This window comes from Acinetobacter sp. 1566109, assembly GCF_000582255.1.
GTDB classification, from domain to species: Bacteria; Pseudomonadota; Gammaproteobacteria; order Pseudomonadales; family Moraxellaceae; genus Acinetobacter; species Acinetobacter nosocomialis.
In genome coordinates, this window is sequence record NZ_JEYB01000039.1 from 18,050 (window position 1) to 37,520 (window position 19,471).

Sequence of the window (19,471 nt, forward strand, 5' to 3'; positions counted from 1 at the left end):
TATATTTTATTTCAGCTTCTCCAAATAGAAAGCTACTAGCGATTATGGAGGTAATATATTGATATATTGATATATTGAAAGTTAAGAAAGTTGTGTTATCATTCAAAGGATTAAATAAAAAATTATTTGAGTTTAAACATGCTTACTGATGAACAGCAAAAAGAAATACTAAATACAATTCAAAAAGCAAGAGAAGAGATTAAGCCCGATAATGTAAGGCTTTCAATTGGGGAGGTTATTTCTATTTATAAAAATAATGAACTAATTCTGAATCCAAATTTTCAACGAGTATTTAGATGGTCTTTAATTCAAAAATCTAGATTAATAGAATCTATTATTTTAGGTATACCTTTACCTCCAATATTTGTGTCTGTTGATATACAATCAATATGGACTGTTATCGATGGTGTACAACGTTTATCTACTATCTTACAATTTACTGATAATTTAGAAGCTGAACTCGCAGATAATAATAATGATGATATAGATGAAGATGATGAGGACGTTGAAGTTGAAACTGATACAGAATTAGAAGAAAGTGAAATAGAAAAGAAGAAAGGATTTAAACTAACAGGTTTAAAAAAACTAGATAATTTAAATGGTTTAAGTTGGGGCGAATTGGGTGTTGATATTCAACGACTAATTAAACGCCATTACTTAGACGTTGTATCAATATCAACGGTTAAGTATGAAGAAACAAAATTTGAAATGTTCCAACGTTTGAATACTGGAGGCAGTTCTCTTTCTGATCAAGAAAAGAGGAATTGTATAATTATTATGAAAAGTGAAAACTTTTATAATAGATTAAAAGAATTCGTTGAAACATCTACATTTAAAGAGTTATTAAAGATTAAAAAAGGAAAAATAGAAACAGATTATCATCTTGAACTACTTTTAAGATATTTAATTGCGAAAGGTAATATTTATGATATGTCTAAGTATCCATATACAACAACGTTGATGAAAGAGTTTATTGATGATGAAACTATTTTGTTAATTAATAGTGAGTTTAATTTAGAAATGGAACTTAATATTTTAGATAAAACATTAAAATTCCTAAAAGAAGAAGTAAATGAAAATATATTTAAAAAGAAAGAAGTTGGGGCGTTTAATTTAAGTAAGTATGAAGCTTTATTGGTTGGAGTGGCAAGCAATATAGATAATATTATTGAAAATAAAAATAAATTTTTAGAAATTTATAAAGAAATAGAGAATCAAGATTGTTTTAAAAATGGATCTAAACGTGGAAGAAAAGCTTTAGAACGCTTCAAAATTTTAAATGACTTTTCTCGAGAGTATTTTAAAAATGTGTAGTAATTTTGAAGAATTCGAAAATGAAATTTATAGGGATTTGAGCTGGAGAAAAGCAGAAATTCAAGACTTCAATACAGAAATAAAATATCCTTCGACTGATCGTTTGATTACGGAACAAGTTGAAAAGGCTGTTAGAAAGTCTTTGATATTACTTATTTATAGTCATTGGGAGGGATTTATAAAAAGGACTGCTAAACAGTATTTAAAATATATTGTAAATAAAGAAATTCCTTCTAAAAGATTAACAGAAAACTTTCATGTTCTTGTTATTAAAGGGCATTTTTTTTCAGCATCAGATCAAATAAAGCAAAGTCAAAAAAATTCTTTATCTATGGAATTGTTTAATAGAATAGTTAAAGATTATGCTGAAAAAATGGAAAATAAATTTTTCTTAAATATTGATATGAATAAAGAGCGAGATTCCTCTATTATTGATACTAATAGTAATTTAAGTTCAAGTATTTATAAGAATATATTTGACTGCCTAGGAATAAAATTTTATCCATGTTTTGAGCTTCCACCACAAAAATCTTTTATCAATAGTGGAAATTTAAATCCTAATATTCTTGTGCAGATCCTAGATAAAACTCTTATCGATTCTCGAAATCATATCGCACACGGGAACAAGAATGATCCTCAAACACTTATAGATTTACACAAGTTTGATGTTTTGAAAGATTTAATTTTTCTGTTAATGGATAATTTTGTAGATACCATCCTAACTTTTGCAGAAAAAGAATATTTTCTTCAAGAGAAAAGTATTGAGGCAGAACAACATATCTTAGATGTTGACTTAAATTTATCAGCAAGTTTAAATCAAAAAATAAGCTCATATATTAGTCAGTTAGAGAGTGCAGAATGTGATGTATAGTTAATCCCAAGGCTTTCAAGATATTCTTTAGATGGAATAGGTATATCTCTAATATCAGAAGCATTAATTTGTGTAAGACCTGAGATTACTGAAAAATAATTATCGATTAATTCAGATTTTAAAAATATCGCTAAACCTAAGATTTCTAATTTACTTATTTTTCTACTGGTATGATAAATATAGTTAAGATGATTTTCTACGGCTAAAAATTCATTAGATTTTTCAGAAAAGTATATGCCTAGAGCAATTCTATGGCGGCTTTCTTTTACACTTATTCTTCTTAAAAATATATAATTTTGATTTTTAATTAACCATTTTTGGTATTCTCCCCTCATTAAAAAGAATTTATTCTTTTTAGAGTTTTTATATTCTAATAAATTAAAATTGTTAGGGCTAATATGATGTGAATTATAAACTATAATCGAATTGGGTTGCCAATCATCAATAATATTTTTATTCCTAAATTGTACAATTTTTCCAGTTGAAACCTTGTATCCTTGTTGATTAAATGTTTCTGTAAAATTTAAAAGCTGAAGATATAGATCCATAGATTTTTTATTTCTAGGGATAGCAATAATATTTTTTCGAGATTGATTTAAAATAATACTTGAAGGATATTTTTGAATATTCAAATTTTCTGATGTCAATTGTTCAATACAATCTGAATTACTAATAGTAATTTCAAGTTGAATACTTGATCTTTTAATTTTAAAAATTACATTTTCTTGTTGAATTTTATCATTTTTAAAGATGGCAATCCTTGAATTAAATAAATGTATGTATTCTATACAGTTGTCATTAATTAATTTATTTCTAAACTCTTCAAAATTTGAACCATTTGTAAAACTGCGAGGTGTAATAAAAATTAATTGTCCATTTTTTTTGAGTTGATTTATTGATTTTAATATAAATGATGCATAAATATTAGGACTCTTTTTTATAAGTCCATTCTTATTTGTTCGGTATTTACTATCTTTAGAAAGCTTGAAGTAGGGTGGATTAATTACCGTAATATCATATTCTTCATTCGTTTCTTTCAATAGAAAATCTTCAATAAAAACTTTGAAGCTAAGATCTATATTTAGTAACTTTTTTAGGTTTTCTAAATTATCTTGTAATTTTTTTGCTGTATCTAAATCAATTTCATAAGCATCTAAATGTATTTTTTTCACGCCCTTACTAACTAAAAAAAGAATTGTACTGATAGATAACATTCCCAGCCCAGCACATGAATCCAATAACTTATAAATATCTCCCTCTACTGAGATCAAGGAAGACATGAAGCTAGCTATCTCTTTAGATGTAAAAAATTGACCAATATTTTTTTTGAACTCATTTGAAGTATTTGATGCATGAATAATTTGTAAGAGTTCTAAGTGCTCTAAAAAATTATTTGCTTCTTCAAAATGTAAATCCATATCAACAACGTATAAGTTTTAAGGGTGAGGAAAGTTAGTATTCTATTTGATAGCTCGTAAAAAGTGTAAAGTTTCATAAGCCCTGACCATAAAATAATTCATAAGCTTCCTATGCAACTTTACAAATATCGATAATTTCCATATAAGTTTATGAAAAAAATAATATTTATATTTCATATGGCCTTCTTCAAAATTACTTTGCCTGATGATATGAAACAAGCTGATATCGCTAATATTTGTCGAGTAGTCCTATGTAAGTGAATGGTACCCCCCTTAAAAATAAAGGTGTACCTCTTTGGGACTAGCTCGCGAAGTACACCGTGGTCTTTGTAGAATATCTCTAAATTTTTTGAGTTATAAAACTTATCATTTAATGATTCCAGTCGAGATATCAATATGAGATAAATTTGAATTTGCTGGATAGAGTTGCTCTGTATTCATATTATTTATTGCGAGATGTTGCTATGTAGATATGTTTTTTTAATTCGCTTAGCAAAAAATCTGAGTTAAAAGAGTACTCATTTTCAGCCTCTTCTTTACCCATAAGAACACATGCACTTTCTTTTGCAATTGTGATAGCTTGTGCATGCCGTATCAAGGCGTAAAAACATTCATAATTTCGTGGATTAATTGACTTAGTGTTATGAAAATAATCCAGATCAATATCAAGTATGTATGGCTCTTCTGTAACAACTTTACCTGTTGTAGTAATTGTCATGCTACTTGCTAGCCCAATCTGATTAAATAAAAAACAATCATCAATAACGTTACTGTTATATGCATGCATACATGAATCTTCATCTGCACTACTAAGACCATCACATTTTATATTAGGTTCAACAATAAACATTTTATCTGTAGGCATAGTATAGGTTTTTATAAAACTTAAATCGTCTTCATAGGGATAGCTAGGTTCAATGAGAGTTTTTAGTTTATCTAATTGCCCACTGTTAAATGCTTCCTTTATGTTACGATCATACTCAGTTTGTTTTTGGCGATATTCTTTGATTAAATTTGACTCGGTAGGTGGTTCAATCATATTACTACTAGGTAATGTTATTGAATAACTTAATATGCCTAATTTAATGGATAAATCTATATGTTCATCGTTGCGAAGATCTTTTAACAATGGTTCCATTTGATCATAATTATATACTTCTGCTAATTCTTTAAGTTTTAATATAAGCAAAGAAATTTTAGACTCAATTTCGTAATGTTTTTGTTCACAATCTCTCGCTTGTTGTATTTGAGTCCCATAATAAAGTCTGAAAGCTTTCATCGTATCAGTATGGTGATCTAATGTTATTAGGTGTGGGGTTGATTGTATTCTCTCTTTAATCATCAACCAAGGTATAACTGCTGTAGCATGATCCTCGAATATATAAACTGGCTTATTATTAATATATTCTAATAAAAAATCTTTTTTGTTATATAAATAGTCCGTCTGCATTTTAATCTCTAAAAAATTCAATTCATAATTATGATAACTTAAATAGCTTGTTGTTAACTTGTGATAAGTCAATCTTAGATATAGAAAAGATATATTTAGATAATTTCATTTGAGCTACTTTTGTAAAGTTAAAAAGACGTAAGATCTCATAAATCAAAAAAAAGCTCTTCTTAAACACTTTTAACTTTACAAAAAATTATTAATTAATTTTAAGTATTTGAATTAAAAAAATATATATAAAAAATATATGGACTTCCGTTCTAATCAAAAGTTTAAAAAAAGGCGAGTTTATCTCGCCTTTTTTATTACTCAATTCCGAGCAAACGTATTAGGGCCGTGCCAGCAGCTGCCAAGCAAATCACCAATAAAAGCGGTACTTTTTTCCAAACCAAAAACAGTGCTAAGCCAACACCGAATATACGTGCGAAACCCGCGAAGTGTTGGCCTTCAAAAAATGTCGTCGTGACCGCAATCGCACACAGTAAAACCGTTGCGCCGTTTGATAGTAAAACTTGGTATTTTTCGGAAAAAGAGAATTTGGCACCCAAGTGAAAACCGGCAAAACGAATACTATAAGTCCCCAGTGCAAGTAGGGCTATACCTAAAATAATAAGTAACTGTTGACTCATTTCTTTCTACCCCATATCAAGCCAAAAAGCGAAATCAGAATCGGAAGTCCTGAGGCCAAAAAAGGTGTAGTAATTAGCGCTAAAGTTGATCCGGCAAATGCAGCTTTTCGGGTAGATTTGTTCTTTAACGCATTAAAAGTAAGTGCAATTAAAATGGCAGGGAAAATGGCATCTAGACCAAATGTTTTCGGGTCTGGAATAGCACTTCCAATAAAATAACCCGCAGTGACACCGAGTGGCCAAGTCAGCATGATGCCTATACCACATAACCAATAAGCGGCTTTTTTTGTCTCGAAATCAGGTTGTGCCATACCAAACAAAACGCTTTCATCATTCATGATATGAGCTCCGAAATATCGAGAGAATTTACCTCGGATTAGTTCATTGACCGCAATCCCAAAAGGCAAGTGCCTTAAATTGACGAGTAGTCCTGCAATCGCAGCCGCAATTGGGCTACCACCTACAGCCAAGAAACCAATAAAAATAAATTCAGCAGTTCCTGCAAGCACAAAGACAGATAGGCAAAGCGGGATCCAGAGTGCTAAGCCATAACTTGCAGCGAGTGAACCTAAAGACATACCAACCACGCTGGTTGCTAGACACACAAAGAAAATCGAGCGAGTAGTGTCTTTACTAAGTTTTTTAATCAGAGAGTATGTAGACATAGCATGATATAACGAACGATTTTCCATTATAATGAATAAGTCTGATTGTTTTGTCAAAACGAACGATCGTTTTTTTTATAGAACGGGTAGAATGAATGTCTCAGCCAATTGAAATTATTGCCAAAGGTTTAACGCGTGAACGCCAAAGAGCAGGTCTTTCATTGGCAGAGGTTGCACGCCGTGCAGGTGTTGCCAAATCTACACTTTCTCAATTAGAGGCAGGGCAAGGTAATCCAAGTATTGAAACCTTGTGGGCACTTTGTGTTGCACTCAATATTCCATTTGCACGTTTAATGGAAGAACCGAGCAATCAAGTGCAAGTCATTCGCTGTGGTGATGGGCCAACGGTGAGTTCGGAGATTGCCAATTACAAAGCAATTTTGTTGGCGACCTGTCCACCCCATGCGCGCCGAGATGTGTATTTATTGATTGTTGAACCGGGTGAAGATCGACTTTCAGAACCACATCCGGTCGGTTCTGTCGAACATATTATTGTAGTGGAAGGGCGAGCTTTGGTGGGTTTAATTGATGAAGCGGTTGAGCTGGGTGTTGGAGATTATATTTGTTATCCAGCCGATCAAAAACATATATTTAGAGCCTTAGAAACAGGCACAAAAGCGTTATTAATTTCTGAACAAAACTAAAGTATTTCAAACTGCTTAAAATAAAAACTAAAAGCCATTTAGCCTCACTTAATACAAAAAGGGCCAATTTTGCGTATAAATTTTGCAATTGGCTCTCTCTTTTATTACAAAAATGGCTCTCGTTTCTTGAGAGCCGAAACGACAAATTAAAGCCATTGGAAGTATGCATACAGAAGCGCCGGATAAGCTCAGTGAATTTTCTGTTTTAGGAGTTGAGCAGAACGGCTAAATTTTTAGGGGATATTTTTTGGCTTCGGAGGATTTCCGAGACTAGCCGATATCCTCCATATATTAAGGAAAATGATATGGCAGCTCATCAAAATGGTTCTGAAGCCAATCACTCCCAAAGTTTAAAACATGGACTTAAATCACGCCACTTAACCATGATCTCGATTGCTGGGGTTATTGGTGGCTCTCTCTTTGTTGGCTCAGGCAGTATTATCTACAACACCGGTCCGGTGGTTTTTCTAACTTATGCTTTAGGTGGTTTACTCGTTTGGTTCATCATGCGTATGTTAGGCGAGATGGCCGTTTTAAATCCCGACAGTGGCTCTTTTTCAACTTATGCGGATCGTGCGATTGGCCGTTGGGCAGGATTTTCAATTGGTTGGTTGTACTGGTGTACACTGGCAATGCTCATGGGCTGGGAAGCTTATGTAGCAGGAAAAATTTTAAATAACTGGTTCCCGTTTATACCGATCTGGGTCTATATGACCGTGGTGATTGGTGCACTGGTTGCTGTTAATTTACAAAACGTCAAGAACTATGGTGAATTCGAGTTCTGGTTTGCACTCATCAAAGTGATCGCGATTGTTGTTTTCCTTGTGATTGGTAGCTTAGCCATCATGCATTTATGGCCTTGGGGTAATCCGGCTGCATCTGGTATTAGTAACTTAACCTCTCAAGGCTTTATGCCAAATGGCGGTTCATCAGTGATTACCGCCTTGCTTGGGGTGATGTTTGCCTATATTGGCGCTGAAATTGTGACTGTAGCAGCAGCAGAGTCGGCAAATCCATCTAAAGAAATTCGTAAAGCTTCGAACTCTGTGGTTTGGCGAATTATTTTATTCTACGTTGGTTCAATGTTTGTTGCGGTATGTTTAATTCCTCACAACAATGAACTTTTGAAAGATTCAACTTGGGGTACTTATAGCGTTACGTTGTCTGCTCTTGGTATTCCGGGCGCGCGCCATATTGTAAATTTTGTAGTGTTAACGTCGGTATGTAGTTGTTTTAACTCGGCGCTTTACACATGTTCACGAATGTTATTCTCACTATCTAAACGTGGTGATGCACCGAAAAGTTTTGGTTCTGTAAACAGTAAAAGTAGTCCGTTGGTGGGCGTGATTGTGTCATGCTTCTTCTCTGTAATTGCCGTGATTTTAACTGCAACCAAGAGTATGGATGTGTATGACTTTTTCATGCTAACAACAGGCGCGGCAACACTATATGTGTACTTAACCATTGCTTATTCTCAGCTTCGTATGCGTAAAAAGTTAGAAGCTGAAGGCGTGAAAATTGACTTTAAAATGTGGATGTTCCCTTACTTAACTTACCTGGTGATCTTTGCAATTATTGGTGCAATTCTCACCATGCTGATTGAAGGTACTTATTTTAAAGAAGTGATTTACACTACAGCGCTGTTCGGCATTATTGTGTTCTTCGGATTGTTGTCTGAAAAACTGGGATGGGGTAAAGAGCGTCGCGCAACCCATTTAACTCATAGCCATGAAGAAAAATTAGTTTAGAATTTTTAAACCAAAAGAGCCTCACAATGAGGCTCTTTTTTTATTTACTCAGATAAAAAGATCAATTCAGCGTAGGTACGCCTGCTTCACGTAAGCATTGGAGCAAGACACCAAAAGCCATCACCATGTCTTTTTCATTTACACAGGCAAAGCCCATCAGCAGTCCACGTTCGGCATGTGCATGCGACTGCATGTAGTACTGAGACAGTGGACGAACTTTAACACCACGTTCAAGCGCTGTGGCTGCAATCGCGACATCATCGCAAGCGTTCGGCAGTTTTAAAACCAGATGTAACCCTGCCGCTTCGTCATATTCATGAATAAATTCGGGGCCAAGGTAGCGTTGAATTAAACTCACCAAGTAGTCACGGCGTTTACCATAGAGCAGGCGCATACGGCGAATATGCGCTTCATAATGACCTTCACGAATAAATTCAGCGAGAGCCTTTTGCTCAAGCAAGTGCCCACCACGGTAAAGCTCGGCTGCGACAATACGTAACGGTGAAAATAGCGGCTTAGGGACGACCAAATATCCAATTCTTAAAGATGGATAAATGGTTTTACTAAACGTGCCCATATATAAAACAGGTGCGTTATTTTCTAAGCCTTGCAAAGATGGATAAGGCTGACCCGAGAAACGGAACTCACTGTCATAGTCATCTTCTACAATCCAGCTATTGTGCTGACGTGCGATTTGAATCAATTGTCTGCGTCGATCAAGGCTTAAATGTGAGCCAAGCGGATATTGGTGTGAAGGGGTGACAAAAATGAGTTTAGGCGGCTTTGCCGGATTTTCTTCAGGAATAATACCTTCAGCATCGACAGGCATGGGCTGAATATCGAGGCCATTAATTCGTAATGTATTACGCATTCCCCAATAAGCGGGATCTTCAATCCAGACTTTATCTCCCATATCACTCAGTGCACGTGAGACTAAATCAATCGCTTGATGAATGCCTTCGGTAATAATAATCTGGTCTGCATCGCACTGAACTGAACGTGCAACACGTAAGTAATCTGCCAACGCACTTCGAAGCTCTATACAGCCACCAGCGTTGCTATAAATCAGGCGGTTAATGTCCGGTTCGCGACTTAAGCGTGCTTGAATACGGCTAAAAATATGATGGGGAAACTCGGTAACATCGGGTGCTCCCGGAACAAAAGCACCCCATTGATGTGGCGAGGCCGCAGCATAGCCTAATAAGTTTGAACCACGCTGCGAGAGGGCATAAGAACTTTGAACACTTGGACTAGAAACTACTTTTTTCTTGTTTTGTGTATTTAAAAAACTCTCTGGTAACTTTTCGGCAACCCAAGTGCCATGTCCTGTCCGTGCTTCTAAGTAGCCTTCAGCCTGTAGTTGTTCGTAGGCGCTCAGCACCGTATTTCTTGAAACATGAATTTCACTGGCTAAGTCGCGTGATGCAGGTAGACGAGTCTTCGGCTGGATGACTCCATCAATAATGGCACCACGCAGGCAACGGAAAAGGCGTTGATGTAGTTTCCCTTCAGTGTCCTGTTGGAGTCGTTGCAGCAAATGATCTCCAAGTAAACTACGCAATTGGCTCTCTCCTACAGTTAAAAAGTGGCTCTCGTCAGTTGGCGTCAGACGAGCGAAATTACATGCATAGGCAGTCGTTGTAAAGCACCCTGAAAATTAAGCACAGGATGCAAGAAACCAAAGCTGCAACTGATGATGAAAATATGAGGGAATCAAATGGATAATCAACATTCTGCACTTAACGCACGTAAACAGCAAGCAACTCCACGTGGTGTAGGCGTGATGTGTCAGTGGTATGCGGAAAAAGCTGAAAATGCCACGCTTTGGGACAAGGAAGGCAACCAATTTATCGATTTTGCTGGTGGTATCGCGGTTTTAAATACAGGCCATCGCCACCCTAAAGTCATTGCAGCGGTGACTGAACAACTCACTAAATTTACGCATACTGCTTATCAAGTTACACCTTATGAAAGCTATGTGGCTTTAGCTGAACGTATTAATGAACGCGCGCCAATTGCTGGTCCTGCGAAGGCAGCTTTTTTCACAACAGGTGCAGAAGCAGTTGAAAATGCGGTGAAGATTGCCCGCTCTTACACAGGTCGTCATGGCATTATCACGTTTGGTAACGGTTTCCACGGCCGTTCATTTATGACTATGGCAATGACAGGTAAAACTGCGCCTTACAAACGTGATTTTGGTGTTATGCCAGCGGGTGTGTTCCACGCACGTTACCCTGTGCCTGCTAAAGGTATTTCAGTAGATGCGGCAATTGAAAGCGTTGAAAATATTTTCAGTGAAGATATTGCACCACATGATGTTGCAGCAATTGTACTTGAGCCAGTACAAGGTGAAGGCGGTTTCAATGTTGTGCCAGCCGAGTTCTTAAAACGTTTACGCGCAATTTGTGACAAGCACGGTATTTTACTTGTTGCTGATGAAGTGCAATCTGGTTTTGCCCGTACTGGTAAATTGTTTGCGATGAACCATTATGAAACTAAAGCAGATCTCATCACGATGGCGAAAAGCTTGGGCGGTGGTTTCCCTATTTCGGGTGTTGTGGGCCGTGCAGAAGTCATGGATGCGCCAAACCCGGGTGGTCTAGGCGGTACTTATGCAGGTAGCCCAATTGCAGTTGCAGCTGCGCATGCTGTGATTGACGCGATTGAAGAAGAAAACCTATGCGACCGTGCAAATGAATTAGGCGCTGAGTTAGTTGCTACGCTTAAAGATATTCAGCAAGCAACAGGCGACGTCGTAACTGATATTCGTGCATTAGGTTCAATGGTTGCAGTAGAACTTGAAACTGCTGAACAAGCAAAAGTTGTACAAAACTATGCAATGGAAAACGGGTTGTTACTTCTTACTTGTGGTAAATACGGTAATGTAATTCGTTTCTTATATCCATTAACCATTCCTGCTGAGCAATTCCGCCAAGGTCTTGATATCTTGAAACAAGGTTTTGCAATACTAAAAGCAGGTAGTGCAAAAGCAATGGAGCAATCTGCATGATTCAAAATAATTTGCAGTATTTATTAAAACATCCTGATATTTCATTAGAAGCACCTGCATCAAATGACTATATCGAGGTGAATGATGCTGCTACAGGTGAAACTTTGGCATGGGTAAAAACCTATGACCGTGCAGGGGTTGAAGCCGCAATTAACCGTTCAGCAAAAGCGCAGGCTGCTTGGAAAAAGCAAACTGCTTTGGCTCGTGCTGATGTGCTATTGGCATGGTACAACCTCATGCTTGAGCACAAAGAAAATCTGGCACAGATTTTAACGGCTGAGCAAGGTAAACCATTGGCAGAAGCACGTGGTGAAATTGGTTATGCAGCTTCATTTATTCGCTGGTTTGCCGAGCAAGCACGTCGTATTGATGGTGAAGTGTTAACACCTACTCAACCAAATCAACGTCTGCTCGTAATTAAACAAGCGATTGGTGTTACTGCCGCGATTACACCATGGAACTTCCCGGCTGCCATGATTACGCGTAAAGCAGGTCCAGCGATTGCTGCAGGTTGTTCTATGTTGGTTAAACCAGCAGAACAAACGCCGTTAACCGCTTATGCACTTGAAGTATTGGCTTTACAGGCAGGCTTACCAGCCGATGTTTTAATTAACATTAGTGGTGATGCGGTTGAAGTGGGTAAAACCCTATGCGAAAGCGATATTGTTCGTAAGTTAAGCTTTACAGGTTCAACACAAGTTGGCCGTATTTTGATGCAACAATGTGCGCCAACCATTAAGAAACTTTCGCTTGAACTCGGTGGTAATGCACCAGTTGTAGTATTTGACGATGCTAATCTTGAACAAGCAGTTCAGGGCATTATGGCAAGTAAATATCGCAACAGTGGTCAAACCTGTGTATGTGCTAACCGTATTTATGTTCAAGACGGTATTTATGATGCGTTAGCAGAGCGTTTGGTTGAAGCCGTGTCTAAGCTGAAAGTTGGCGATGGCCGTCAAGAAGGTTCAACTCAAGGCCCTTTAATTGATGAAGATGCGATTGCAAAAGTTCAGTCTCATATTGCAGATGCAACTGAGAAAGGTGCAACAGTTCGTATTGGTGGTCAACGCTCGACACTTGGCGGTACATTCTTTGAACCGACTGTGTTAACTGGCGTAACACAAGACATGAAAGTGTCTAAAGAAGAAACTTTTGGTCCGCTTGCACCACTGTTCCGCTTTAAAACTGAAGATGAAGCAGTGGCAATGGCAAACGATACCGAGTTCGGTTTAGCTGCTTATTTATTTACTCAAAGCACAGCTCGTCAATGGCGCGTGGGTGAGGCACTTGAGTACGGTATGGTCGGCATTAACACGGGCGCGATTTCAAACGAAGTTGCTCCGTTTGGTGGCGTAAAACAGTCAGGTCTAGGCCGTGAAGGTTCAAAATTCGGCATCGAAGAATATGTCGAAATGAAATATCTCTGCGTAGACTTATCTGAGTAAGGAACAAAACAAGTTCGTTTTGTTCTGAACGAAAACATGCAGCTATGCTGTATGTGATGTTTCACAAAAAACCGGTCATGCCCATTCATGACCGGTTTTTTTATTTAAGTCGGCAAATACCCTTCATGGCTTTCAGGTAAACGCCTGAGTTCTTCAATTAGCGTTTCAATGAGTTTTTCGACCACAAGGCGTTGGCCTTTTCGGGACACATAAACCAGTTGTAGCATGCCAATATTCGACTTCCAGTCAGGAAGAATATGAACCAGTGTGCCTTTACGAATTTCCGATTCAACGGTTAAAAAGGGCAGGTCAGCAATACCTAAACCATCCATCACAGAATAATAAACACCAGCCAAATCATTACTTTTGATTCGTGGTTGATAAAGTACATCAACCGATTCACCATTTCGAATATTGCATAAATGCCAAATATAATTTTGCTTTTGAGTGCCTAAACTAATACTTGGAAAGTCTTGTAATTCAGAATAATGTTCAATAGTTCGGCCTTGCAGTAATTCAGGCGAAGCCACTAGACAGTGATCGGTTTTAATCACATCACGAACAATTAAATTCGAATCTTCATTCGGTTCGAAATTGGTCCGAATCGCGAGGTCGATGTCATCATGCAAGATATCAACTCGGCGGCTGGTTAGCTCAAGCGATATTTCAACTTTAGGGTAGGTTTTTAGAAACTGATTTAAAATTTTTCTAATTTGAAAATGCATCATTAAAGGTGGGCAGCTGACTTTTACTAGTCCTTGAGGCTCACTTTTTTGTTTTAACAAAACGTTTTCTGCGCATTCAACTTGGGCAATAACTTTGCAGCATTCTTCGTAGAACTCTTGGCCTAAATCGGTCACTTTAAAATGGCGGGTTGTTCTTTGAATCAGGCTGACATTAAATTTATTTTCAAGGTCAATAATGCGTCGGCTGAGTTTGGACTTACTAATATTTTCAGCTTCACTGGCCGCACTAAAGCCGCCGTGTTTTACGACTAAATAGAAATAATAAAAATCATCAAAAGAGCTTATCAATGTCAGATCAATCCATTTAAATTTAAGATTAGAGCGCTTAAGCACTCTAATCTTAGCAATTCAGCTTATTTTTGCGATGTATTAAAGCTATAGCTTGTCATTAGGTTGCGGTAATCAGGAATATGATTTGAGAAGAGAGCACCTAAGCCTTCTACATCATTACGCCAGTCACGGTGTAACTCACATGCCATACCAAACCAAGTCATTAGCTGAGCACCTGCTTTTGACATACGGTCCCAAGCAGCATCACGGGTTAATTCATTGAAAGTACCAGAAGCATCAGTAATCACAAACACTTCGAAGCCTTCTGCGAGTGCAGATAGTGCAGGGAATGCGACACAAACTTCGGTCACCACACCTGCAATAATTAGCTGTTTTTTACCTGTCGCTTTAACTGCTTTTACGAAGTCTTCATTATCCCATGCATTAATTTGACCAGGACGTGGAATAAATGGTGCATCTGGAAAAAGTTCTTTTAGTTCTGGAACTAAAGGACCGTTTGGACCATTTTCAAAACTGGTCGTTAAAATCGTCGGTAAGTTAAAATATTTTGCTGCATCTGCAAGCGCTAATACATTATTTTTAAATTTATCAGGGTCGATATCTCGAACTAAAGAAAGTAAACCTGCTTGGTGGTCAACTAAAAGAACCGCAGCATTATCCTTGTCTAAACGTACGTAATCTTGAGCCATTTTTATATCCTCATGTTATCAAAATAAATAATCAAAATTATTAAGTAGGTCATTTGTGCCTAAAATTATGCTAGTTGAGTTTATTGTCGTGATTAAGTCTAAAAAATAGGATTAAGAATTTTAAAAATAGGACGATCTTTTAAAGAATACCGCAAACTTTATGATTGTCTCATATATGAAATAATGTGTTGCTAATCCTGATCTATAAACTGCAATTATTGAGGCGTAAAATTACTCTCAGTTCAAGAAAATCCTACATATATAGGAGAGATCAGATGAAGAAATTTCTTGGTGCATATCAAAATAACCACATGCATTGGGTTGGTGATGGTTTCCCTGTATATAACCTGTTCTCTTATGACCGTTTAGGCCAAACCCTAAGCCCATTTTTGTTACTGGATTATGCAGCGCCTTATAACTTCTCACCAACCACCGAACAACAAGGTGTAGGGTCACATCCTCACCGTGGCTTCGAAACTGTGACGATTGCCTACCAAGGTGAAGTGACACATAAAGACTCAAGTGGTGGTGGCGGAACCATTAAAACCGGTGACGTGCAATGGATGACTGCGGGTGCAGGAGTGTTACACGAAGAGTTCCATTCTCCTGAATTTGCAGAGCATGGCGGCTTGTTTGAAATGGTGCAATTGTGGGTAAATTTACCTTCACATTCAAAAATGACCCCTGGAAAATATCAAGCGATTGAAGCCAAAGATATTCCAGACATTGCGCTAGACGAGCACGGTAGCCATTTGCGTGTGATTGCAGGTGAATATGCAGATGCAAAAGGTGCAGCAACGACGTTTAGTCCATTAAACGTATGGGATGGTAAATTGGTCAAAGGCCAAAAACATACCCTTTATGTGCCTGAAGGGCATACCACCCTTGTGGTGATATTAGAGGGTGCGGTTGTCATTAATGATACAAACCGTCTTGAAGGTAAAACCGTTGCGATTTTATCTCGTGAGGGAGTTGAGTTTAGCTTAAATGCTGAAGAAGACACTAAATTCCTAGTGTTGACTGGTCAACCACTCAATGAGCCAATTGAAGGCTATGGACCATTTGTCATGAATACCAAAGCCGAGATTATGGAAGCGATTGATGATTTTAATCGTGGAAAATTCGGTTCAATCATGCAAGAAGCATAAATTGCTAAGCTGTTCTTAAAAATCTTTAAAAGCAAAGTAATAAAAAGCCCGCTATCAAGTGTGAATAGCGGGCTTTTTCGCTGTAAAGTTTCTATTTTTATGATGGATATCATTATTGTTTCGGCATTGTTTTGTGTGATTTAGTTCTCATTATTATGATGCCATGATATCGCAAAAAGGATTGCTTGTAAAACGAATGATATAAATATAGTTAAATTATCTCATTTTATTTAAAAGAATTTTTTTAAATTTTTAAAAAATATAGGTTTTTATACACTCATCTTCTTTTGTAAAATTTTATGAACGACAGCTTCACTAATTCGTTTAAATTCTTCTATATAAATTGATGCAAAAAATAAAAATCTGGTAGTTTTTAATACGGTGTTTTTTTAGGGTATGAGTGATAATCAAAAAAATTCTCGAAAAATGGGACATCATTTTGGATATCGCAATTATTGGCAGTGGAATGGCAGGACTTGCAGCAGCAAGAATCCTGAAAGATGCAGGACATACAATCACGATATTTGAAGCACTTCCTGGCCGGGGAATGGACAGTCATAGCATTGAGTTCGATGGTGGGATTATTGATGCACCATTGCGTGTTATGAACCCGCATCTATGGAAAAACACACTCAGCCTTGCTGCACACCTAGGTATTAAAACTTTTCCAGTACGTACCTACATGTCTTGTAGCTGGTTATTCGAAGATCGTACGGAAACATGGCTAACCACATCTCGTAGTCGTATTGGTAATTTCCCGATTATCAATAACCGTAAAGGCATTCAGCAATATGGCTGGCGTCTTGTTAAAGGGATGTTGCAACTAAAAACCGCGATTCACCAGTTCTTTAAATCTAAAAATCAAGATATTACTCTCGCTGAATTTATTAATCAGAACGATATTGAAGAAGTATTCTGGCATGGTGTAGTGATGCCGGTGCTTTATACGATTTGTACATGTAACCCAAAAACAATTGGTGACTGGCCTGCGAAAAACCTTCTTGAGTTTTTGCGTCATTTAACCGATGGCGACATGCTCTTGCGTATGAAAGGTGGTACACCTGCGTTTGTAGACAGCTTAATTAAAGGCATTGATATCCATAGCGGTTCGGCAATTAAAAAAGTTGAGCTACAAGGTGAAAAGGTTCTGGTCGAAAATGAGAAAGGTGACCAAGGTACATTTGACCGCGTTATTGTGGCGACACCAACTTCAAAACTTGAAGAGTTCTTAAATCCTGAACAGTTTGCAAAAGATATGAATCTGCTTAAACAGTTCCGCTTTGAACAAGGTGATTTGGTTATTCATACAGACGCAACAGTGATGCCGCCACGCCGTAAAGACTGGTCAGTGCTGAGCTATATGATGGACCGTAAGTTTACTCGTCAGCAGTTTACGGTTTGGATGAACGCGGTAGAGCCATCGCTTGTGGGTAAAAATCCTGTATTCCAGACTTGGCGTCCAGTGACTGATATTGACCCTAAAAAAATCATTTCAAAAGTGACCTTAACGCGTGCAGTTGTAGACTCACAAACCATTGCTTTAAACAAAGAGCTACAGCAACGTCACTTAGAACCAAACCGTAAAGTATTCTACTGTGGTTCATGGTCATGTGATGGTTTGCCAATTTTAGAATCAGCCGTGACTTCAGCAATGCATATTGCTGAAATCTTAGGTGCACCTTTACCATTTGTAGGATTAAAGCCTAAGGTTGAAGTTGCCCCAGAACTCGGTTACTAAAATTGTGAAAGCAAAAGTTCGAGCAGCTCTTTCTCGACTCGTTCCCCATAAATATGCAATTGATGCATCAAGTTTGGGGGATAGTGAAGAGCTTGCTTGGACAAATTTGGGTTTTTGGCAAAATACCCAAAGCTACCGTGAAGCTTGTCGCCAATTGGCTGACCATTTGGCACAAGCTGTCAATTTAAATTCAAAAGATCATTTACTTGATTTAGGCTGTGGGCAGGGCGCAAGTTTGCTGCACTGGTTACAGTACTATCACCCCAAAAGCCTCAGTGCAGTTGAACTACAAGCCTCGTGTGTTAATAAAATTCAAAAACTTATTCCTGAAATAAGTCAGGTTTTCTGCGGTTCATTTTTAAATTTAAAACAATTTGAATTTAAACAATGCTTCGATGTCATTTTATGTATCGATGCAGCTTATCACAGTCATTTAAATTCATTTCTGGATACGGTTACTCCAGTTTTAAATTCAAAAGGACGATTAGGTTTTCATTACTTAATGCGTGCCGACTCATGTCAAAACATGACGGCCTTTCAAGAACAAAAGCACCGTTATTTACTTAAGGCAGCCGATGTCACTTGGGAGGCTGTGCCAACCGAAGACATACTGAAAACTACCTTGGAACAACAAGGTTTTACAGATATTAAAATCGAAGATTTGTCAGAACAGGTATTATTAGGTTTTTCACAATATATTCGAAATCAACAAGGACAAAGCCATAGTCGAGGGTTGGCAAAGTTTAAAATTCAAATGACTGCAAAGTTGTGCCAACAACTCTATCAATATGGATATGTCCGTTATATTCAAATAACAGCAATAAAAAAATAGGATGTGCCATGTCAGTTAAATATCAAGGATCATGTTTATGTGGAGCTGTAAGCTATCAAAGCGATGCAGAGCCACGTTATAGTTTTAATTGCCATTGTCGAGATTGCCAAAAAGCCACAGGTTCGGCCTATGCGCCCATCGCTTTTTTTCATCAATCTGAATTGAAAATAACTGGCGAACTTAAATATTTTGAGACCGTCGGTTCTTCTGGCCGTCCTATTAAAAGAGCTTTTTGCCCGACTTGTGGTTCTCAGCTTTTTGGTTTACCTGAACTTGTTCCTGAAATGATCTCGATACGCGCAGGTACTTTGGATGACCCAAGTGTCTATCACCCTAAAGCGGAGGTTTTTGTGAGTCAGGCCTATGCTTGGGACATGTTGAACCCAAACCTTAAACATTTTGAAAAAATGATAGAGAAGAAGAAAGAAGGGTAGTTGTTCTGACAAGCTCGTACGCTTTTTCCTACATTCATTCAGGAAATTGACGTCTTTCTATGACCTAGTGAATTGCCTATGATGAACTCATCAGGAACAGGAAGTTCCAAAACGTAAAACAACAATAATAAGTTTAGGCATCAGGACGTGAGGTATTACAGGATGTATACCTAGTAACGAAATACGAAAAAAGCCCAACAGGAAGTTGGGCTTTTTTCATTTCTTATTAACGAATCTCTTTTTCGTCTAAGGCAACATAGCTAAAAGCTATATTTCAAAACCTACAAACAACAAAAAACCCCATAAATCAAATATTCATGAGGTTTAATGATGGTGCCGGCACACGGATTCGAACTGTGGACCTACTGATTACAAGTCAGTTGCTCTACCAACTGAGCT

At 37.4% G+C, this 19,471-nt stretch carries 17 protein-coding genes; 10 read left to right on the forward strand and 7 right to left on the reverse strand.

Annotated elements, in window-relative coordinates; translation table 11 throughout:
- Positions 1 to 138: 138 nt before the first annotated feature.
- Positions 139 to 1,314, forward strand: coding sequence for a DUF262 domain-containing protein (locus J582_RS18770; protein ID WP_032048384.1), 1,176 nt, complete (start codon positions 139 to 141; stop codon positions 1,312 to 1,314).
- Positions 1,307 to 2,185, forward strand: a complete 879-nt coding sequence (locus J582_RS18775; protein ID WP_133056942.1) for an MAE_28990/MAE_18760 family HEPN-like nuclease — start codon at positions 1,307 to 1,309, stop codon at positions 2,183 to 2,185. Before J582_RS18770 ends, J582_RS18775 begins: the two co-directional genes overlap by 8 nt.
- On the opposite strand, the gene J582_RS18780 is transcribed toward J582_RS18775, so the two are convergent.
- The 4 genes from J582_RS18780 to J582_RS18795 all read right to left on the reverse strand — a co-directional run bounded on the left by J582_RS18780 (position 2,155) and on the right by J582_RS18795 (position 6,374).
- Positions 2,155 to 3,603 (reverse strand): Eco57I restriction-modification methylase domain-containing protein, encoded by a 1,449-nt coding sequence (locus tag J582_RS18780; RefSeq protein ID WP_031982248.1) that lies wholly within the window; start codon positions 3,601 to 3,603, stop codon positions 2,155 to 2,157. The genes J582_RS18775 and J582_RS18780 overlap by 31 nt on opposite strands.
- A 442-nt stretch (positions 3,604 to 4,045) precedes the next feature.
- The gene (locus tag J582_RS18785) at positions 4,046 to 5,053 is read right to left on the reverse strand and encodes a UPF0489 family protein (protein ID WP_031982246.1); all 1,008 of its coding nucleotides are present in this window, start codon (positions 5,051 to 5,053) and stop codon (positions 4,046 to 4,048) included.
- A gap of 305 nt (positions 5,054 to 5,358) precedes the next feature.
- Entirely contained in the window at positions 5,359 to 5,682 is a 324-nt protein-coding gene (locus J582_RS18790; protein ID WP_031982244.1) for an AzlD domain-containing protein, read from the reverse strand.
- Positions 5,679 to 6,374 carry an AzlC family ABC transporter permease gene (locus J582_RS18795; RefSeq protein WP_031982243.1) on the reverse strand — a complete coding sequence of 232 codons (696 nt, stop codon included), beginning with the start codon at positions 6,372 to 6,374 and terminating at the stop codon, positions 5,679 to 5,681. Before J582_RS18795 ends, J582_RS18790 begins: the two co-directional genes overlap by 4 nt.
- 68 nt (positions 6,375 to 6,442) lie before the next feature.
- Between J582_RS18795 and J582_RS18800 the strand changes: the two genes are divergently transcribed.
- Positions 6,443 to 6,991: a helix-turn-helix domain-containing protein gene (locus tag J582_RS18800; RefSeq protein ID WP_000081859.1), complete on the forward strand. Its 549-nt coding sequence runs from the start codon at positions 6,443 to 6,445 to the stop codon at positions 6,989 to 6,991.
- A gap of 305 nt (positions 6,992 to 7,296) precedes the next feature.
- Positions 7,297 to 8,739, forward strand: coding sequence for an amino acid permease (locus J582_RS18805; RefSeq protein WP_031982242.1), 1,443 nt, complete (start codon positions 7,297 to 7,299; stop codon positions 8,737 to 8,739).
- A gap of 61 nt (positions 8,740 to 8,800) precedes the next feature.
- Here the strand turns inward: J582_RS18805 and J582_RS18810 are convergent, their stop codons facing one another.
- Complete coding sequence (locus J582_RS18810; RefSeq protein WP_002052153.1) at positions 8,801 to 10,300, reverse strand: PLP-dependent aminotransferase family protein; 1,500 nt, start codon at positions 10,298 to 10,300, stop codon at positions 8,801 to 8,803.
- 156 nt (positions 10,301 to 10,456) lie between these two features.
- On the opposite strand from J582_RS18810, the gene gabT reads away from it, so the two are divergent.
- Positions 10,457 to 11,749 (forward strand): 4-aminobutyrate--2-oxoglutarate transaminase, encoded by a 1,293-nt coding sequence (gabT, locus tag J582_RS18815; protein ID WP_031982241.1) that lies wholly within the window; start codon positions 10,457 to 10,459, stop codon positions 11,747 to 11,749.
- Complete coding sequence (locus tag J582_RS18820; RefSeq protein WP_031982240.1) at positions 11,746 to 13,194, forward strand: NAD-dependent succinate-semialdehyde dehydrogenase; 1,449 nt, start codon at positions 11,746 to 11,748, stop codon at positions 13,192 to 13,194. The genes gabT and J582_RS18820 overlap by 4 nt, the downstream gene beginning before the upstream one ends.
- 104 nt (positions 13,195 to 13,298) lie before the next feature.
- On the opposite strand, the gene J582_RS18825 is transcribed toward J582_RS18820, so the two are convergent.
- On the reverse strand, positions 13,299 to 14,273 hold the full coding sequence (locus tag J582_RS18825; RefSeq protein WP_031982239.1) for a LysR substrate-binding domain-containing protein: 975 nt from the start codon (positions 14,271 to 14,273) through the stop codon (positions 13,299 to 13,301).
- 20 nt (positions 14,274 to 14,293) lie between these two features.
- The gene (gene ycaC, locus J582_RS18830; protein WP_002052204.1) at positions 14,294 to 14,920 is read right to left on the reverse strand and encodes an isochorismate family cysteine hydrolase YcaC; all 627 of its coding nucleotides are present in this window, start codon (positions 14,918 to 14,920) and stop codon (positions 14,294 to 14,296) included.
- Positions 14,921 to 15,195: 275 nt separating this feature from the next.
- Here ycaC and J582_RS18835 point away from each other — a divergent pair, with 275 nt between their 5' ends.
- From J582_RS18835 to J582_RS18850, 4 genes are all read left to right on the forward strand, one after another.
- Positions 15,196 to 16,068 (forward strand): pirin family protein, encoded by an 873-nt coding sequence (locus tag J582_RS18835; RefSeq protein ID WP_002052147.1) that lies wholly within the window; start codon positions 15,196 to 15,198, stop codon positions 16,066 to 16,068.
- A gap of 439 nt (positions 16,069 to 16,507) precedes the next feature.
- A complete protein-coding gene (locus tag J582_RS18840) occupies positions 16,508 to 17,806 on the forward strand; it encodes an FAD-dependent oxidoreductase (RefSeq protein WP_031982238.1) in 1,299 nt (432 codons plus the stop codon).
- Positions 17,807 to 17,810: 4 nt separating this feature from the next.
- Positions 17,811 to 18,638 carry an SAM-dependent methyltransferase gene (locus tag J582_RS18845; RefSeq protein WP_022576039.1) on the forward strand — a complete coding sequence of 276 codons (828 nt, stop codon included), beginning with the start codon at positions 17,811 to 17,813 and terminating at the stop codon, positions 18,636 to 18,638.
- 8 nt (positions 18,639 to 18,646) lie between these two features.
- Positions 18,647 to 19,072 (forward strand): GFA family protein, encoded by a 426-nt coding sequence (locus J582_RS18850; protein WP_022576038.1) that lies wholly within the window; start codon positions 18,647 to 18,649, stop codon positions 19,070 to 19,072.
- The last annotated feature ends 399 nt before the right edge of the window (positions 19,073 to 19,471 follow it).

What these genes read in the sequence shown, in the direction of transcription:
- J582_RS18770 (WP_032048384.1), top strand. Translation starts at nt 139, where the DNA reads ATGCTTACTGATGAACAGCAAAAAGAAATACTAAATACAATTCAAAAA.
- J582_RS18775 (WP_133056942.1), top strand. Translation starts at nt 1,307, where the DNA reads ATGTGTAGTAATTTTGAAGAATTCGAAAATGAAATTTATAGGGATTTG.
- J582_RS18780 (WP_031982248.1), bottom strand. Translation starts at nt 3,603, where the DNA reads ATGGATTTACATTTTGAAGAAGCAAATAATTTTTTAGAGCACTTAGAA.
- J582_RS18785 (WP_031982246.1), bottom strand. Translation starts at nt 5,053, where the DNA reads ATGCAGACGGACTATTTATATAACAAAAAAGATTTTTTATTAGAATAT.
- J582_RS18790 (WP_031982244.1), bottom strand. Translation starts at nt 5,682, where the DNA reads ATGAGTCAACAGTTACTTATTATTTTAGGTATAGCCCTACTTGCACTG.
- J582_RS18795 (WP_031982243.1), bottom strand. Translation starts at nt 6,374, where the DNA reads ATGGAAAATCGTTCGTTATATCATGCTATGTCTACATACTCTCTGATT.
- J582_RS18800 (WP_000081859.1), top strand. Translation starts at nt 6,443, where the DNA reads ATGTCTCAGCCAATTGAAATTATTGCCAAAGGTTTAACGCGTGAACGC.
- J582_RS18805 (WP_031982242.1), top strand. Translation starts at nt 7,297, where the DNA reads ATGGCAGCTCATCAAAATGGTTCTGAAGCCAATCACTCCCAAAGTTTA.
- gabT (WP_031982241.1), top strand. Translation starts at nt 10,457, where the DNA reads ATGGATAATCAACATTCTGCACTTAACGCACGTAAACAGCAAGCAACT.
- J582_RS18820 (WP_031982240.1), top strand. Translation starts at nt 11,746, where the DNA reads ATGATTCAAAATAATTTGCAGTATTTATTAAAACATCCTGATATTTCA.
- ycaC (WP_002052204.1), bottom strand. Translation starts at nt 14,920, where the DNA reads ATGGCTCAAGATTACGTACGTTTAGACAAGGATAATGCTGCGGTTCTT.
- J582_RS18835 (WP_002052147.1), top strand. Translation starts at nt 15,196, where the DNA reads ATGAAGAAATTTCTTGGTGCATATCAAAATAACCACATGCATTGGGTT.
- J582_RS18850 (WP_022576038.1), top strand. Translation starts at nt 18,647, where the DNA reads ATGTCAGTTAAATATCAAGGATCATGTTTATGTGGAGCTGTAAGCTAT.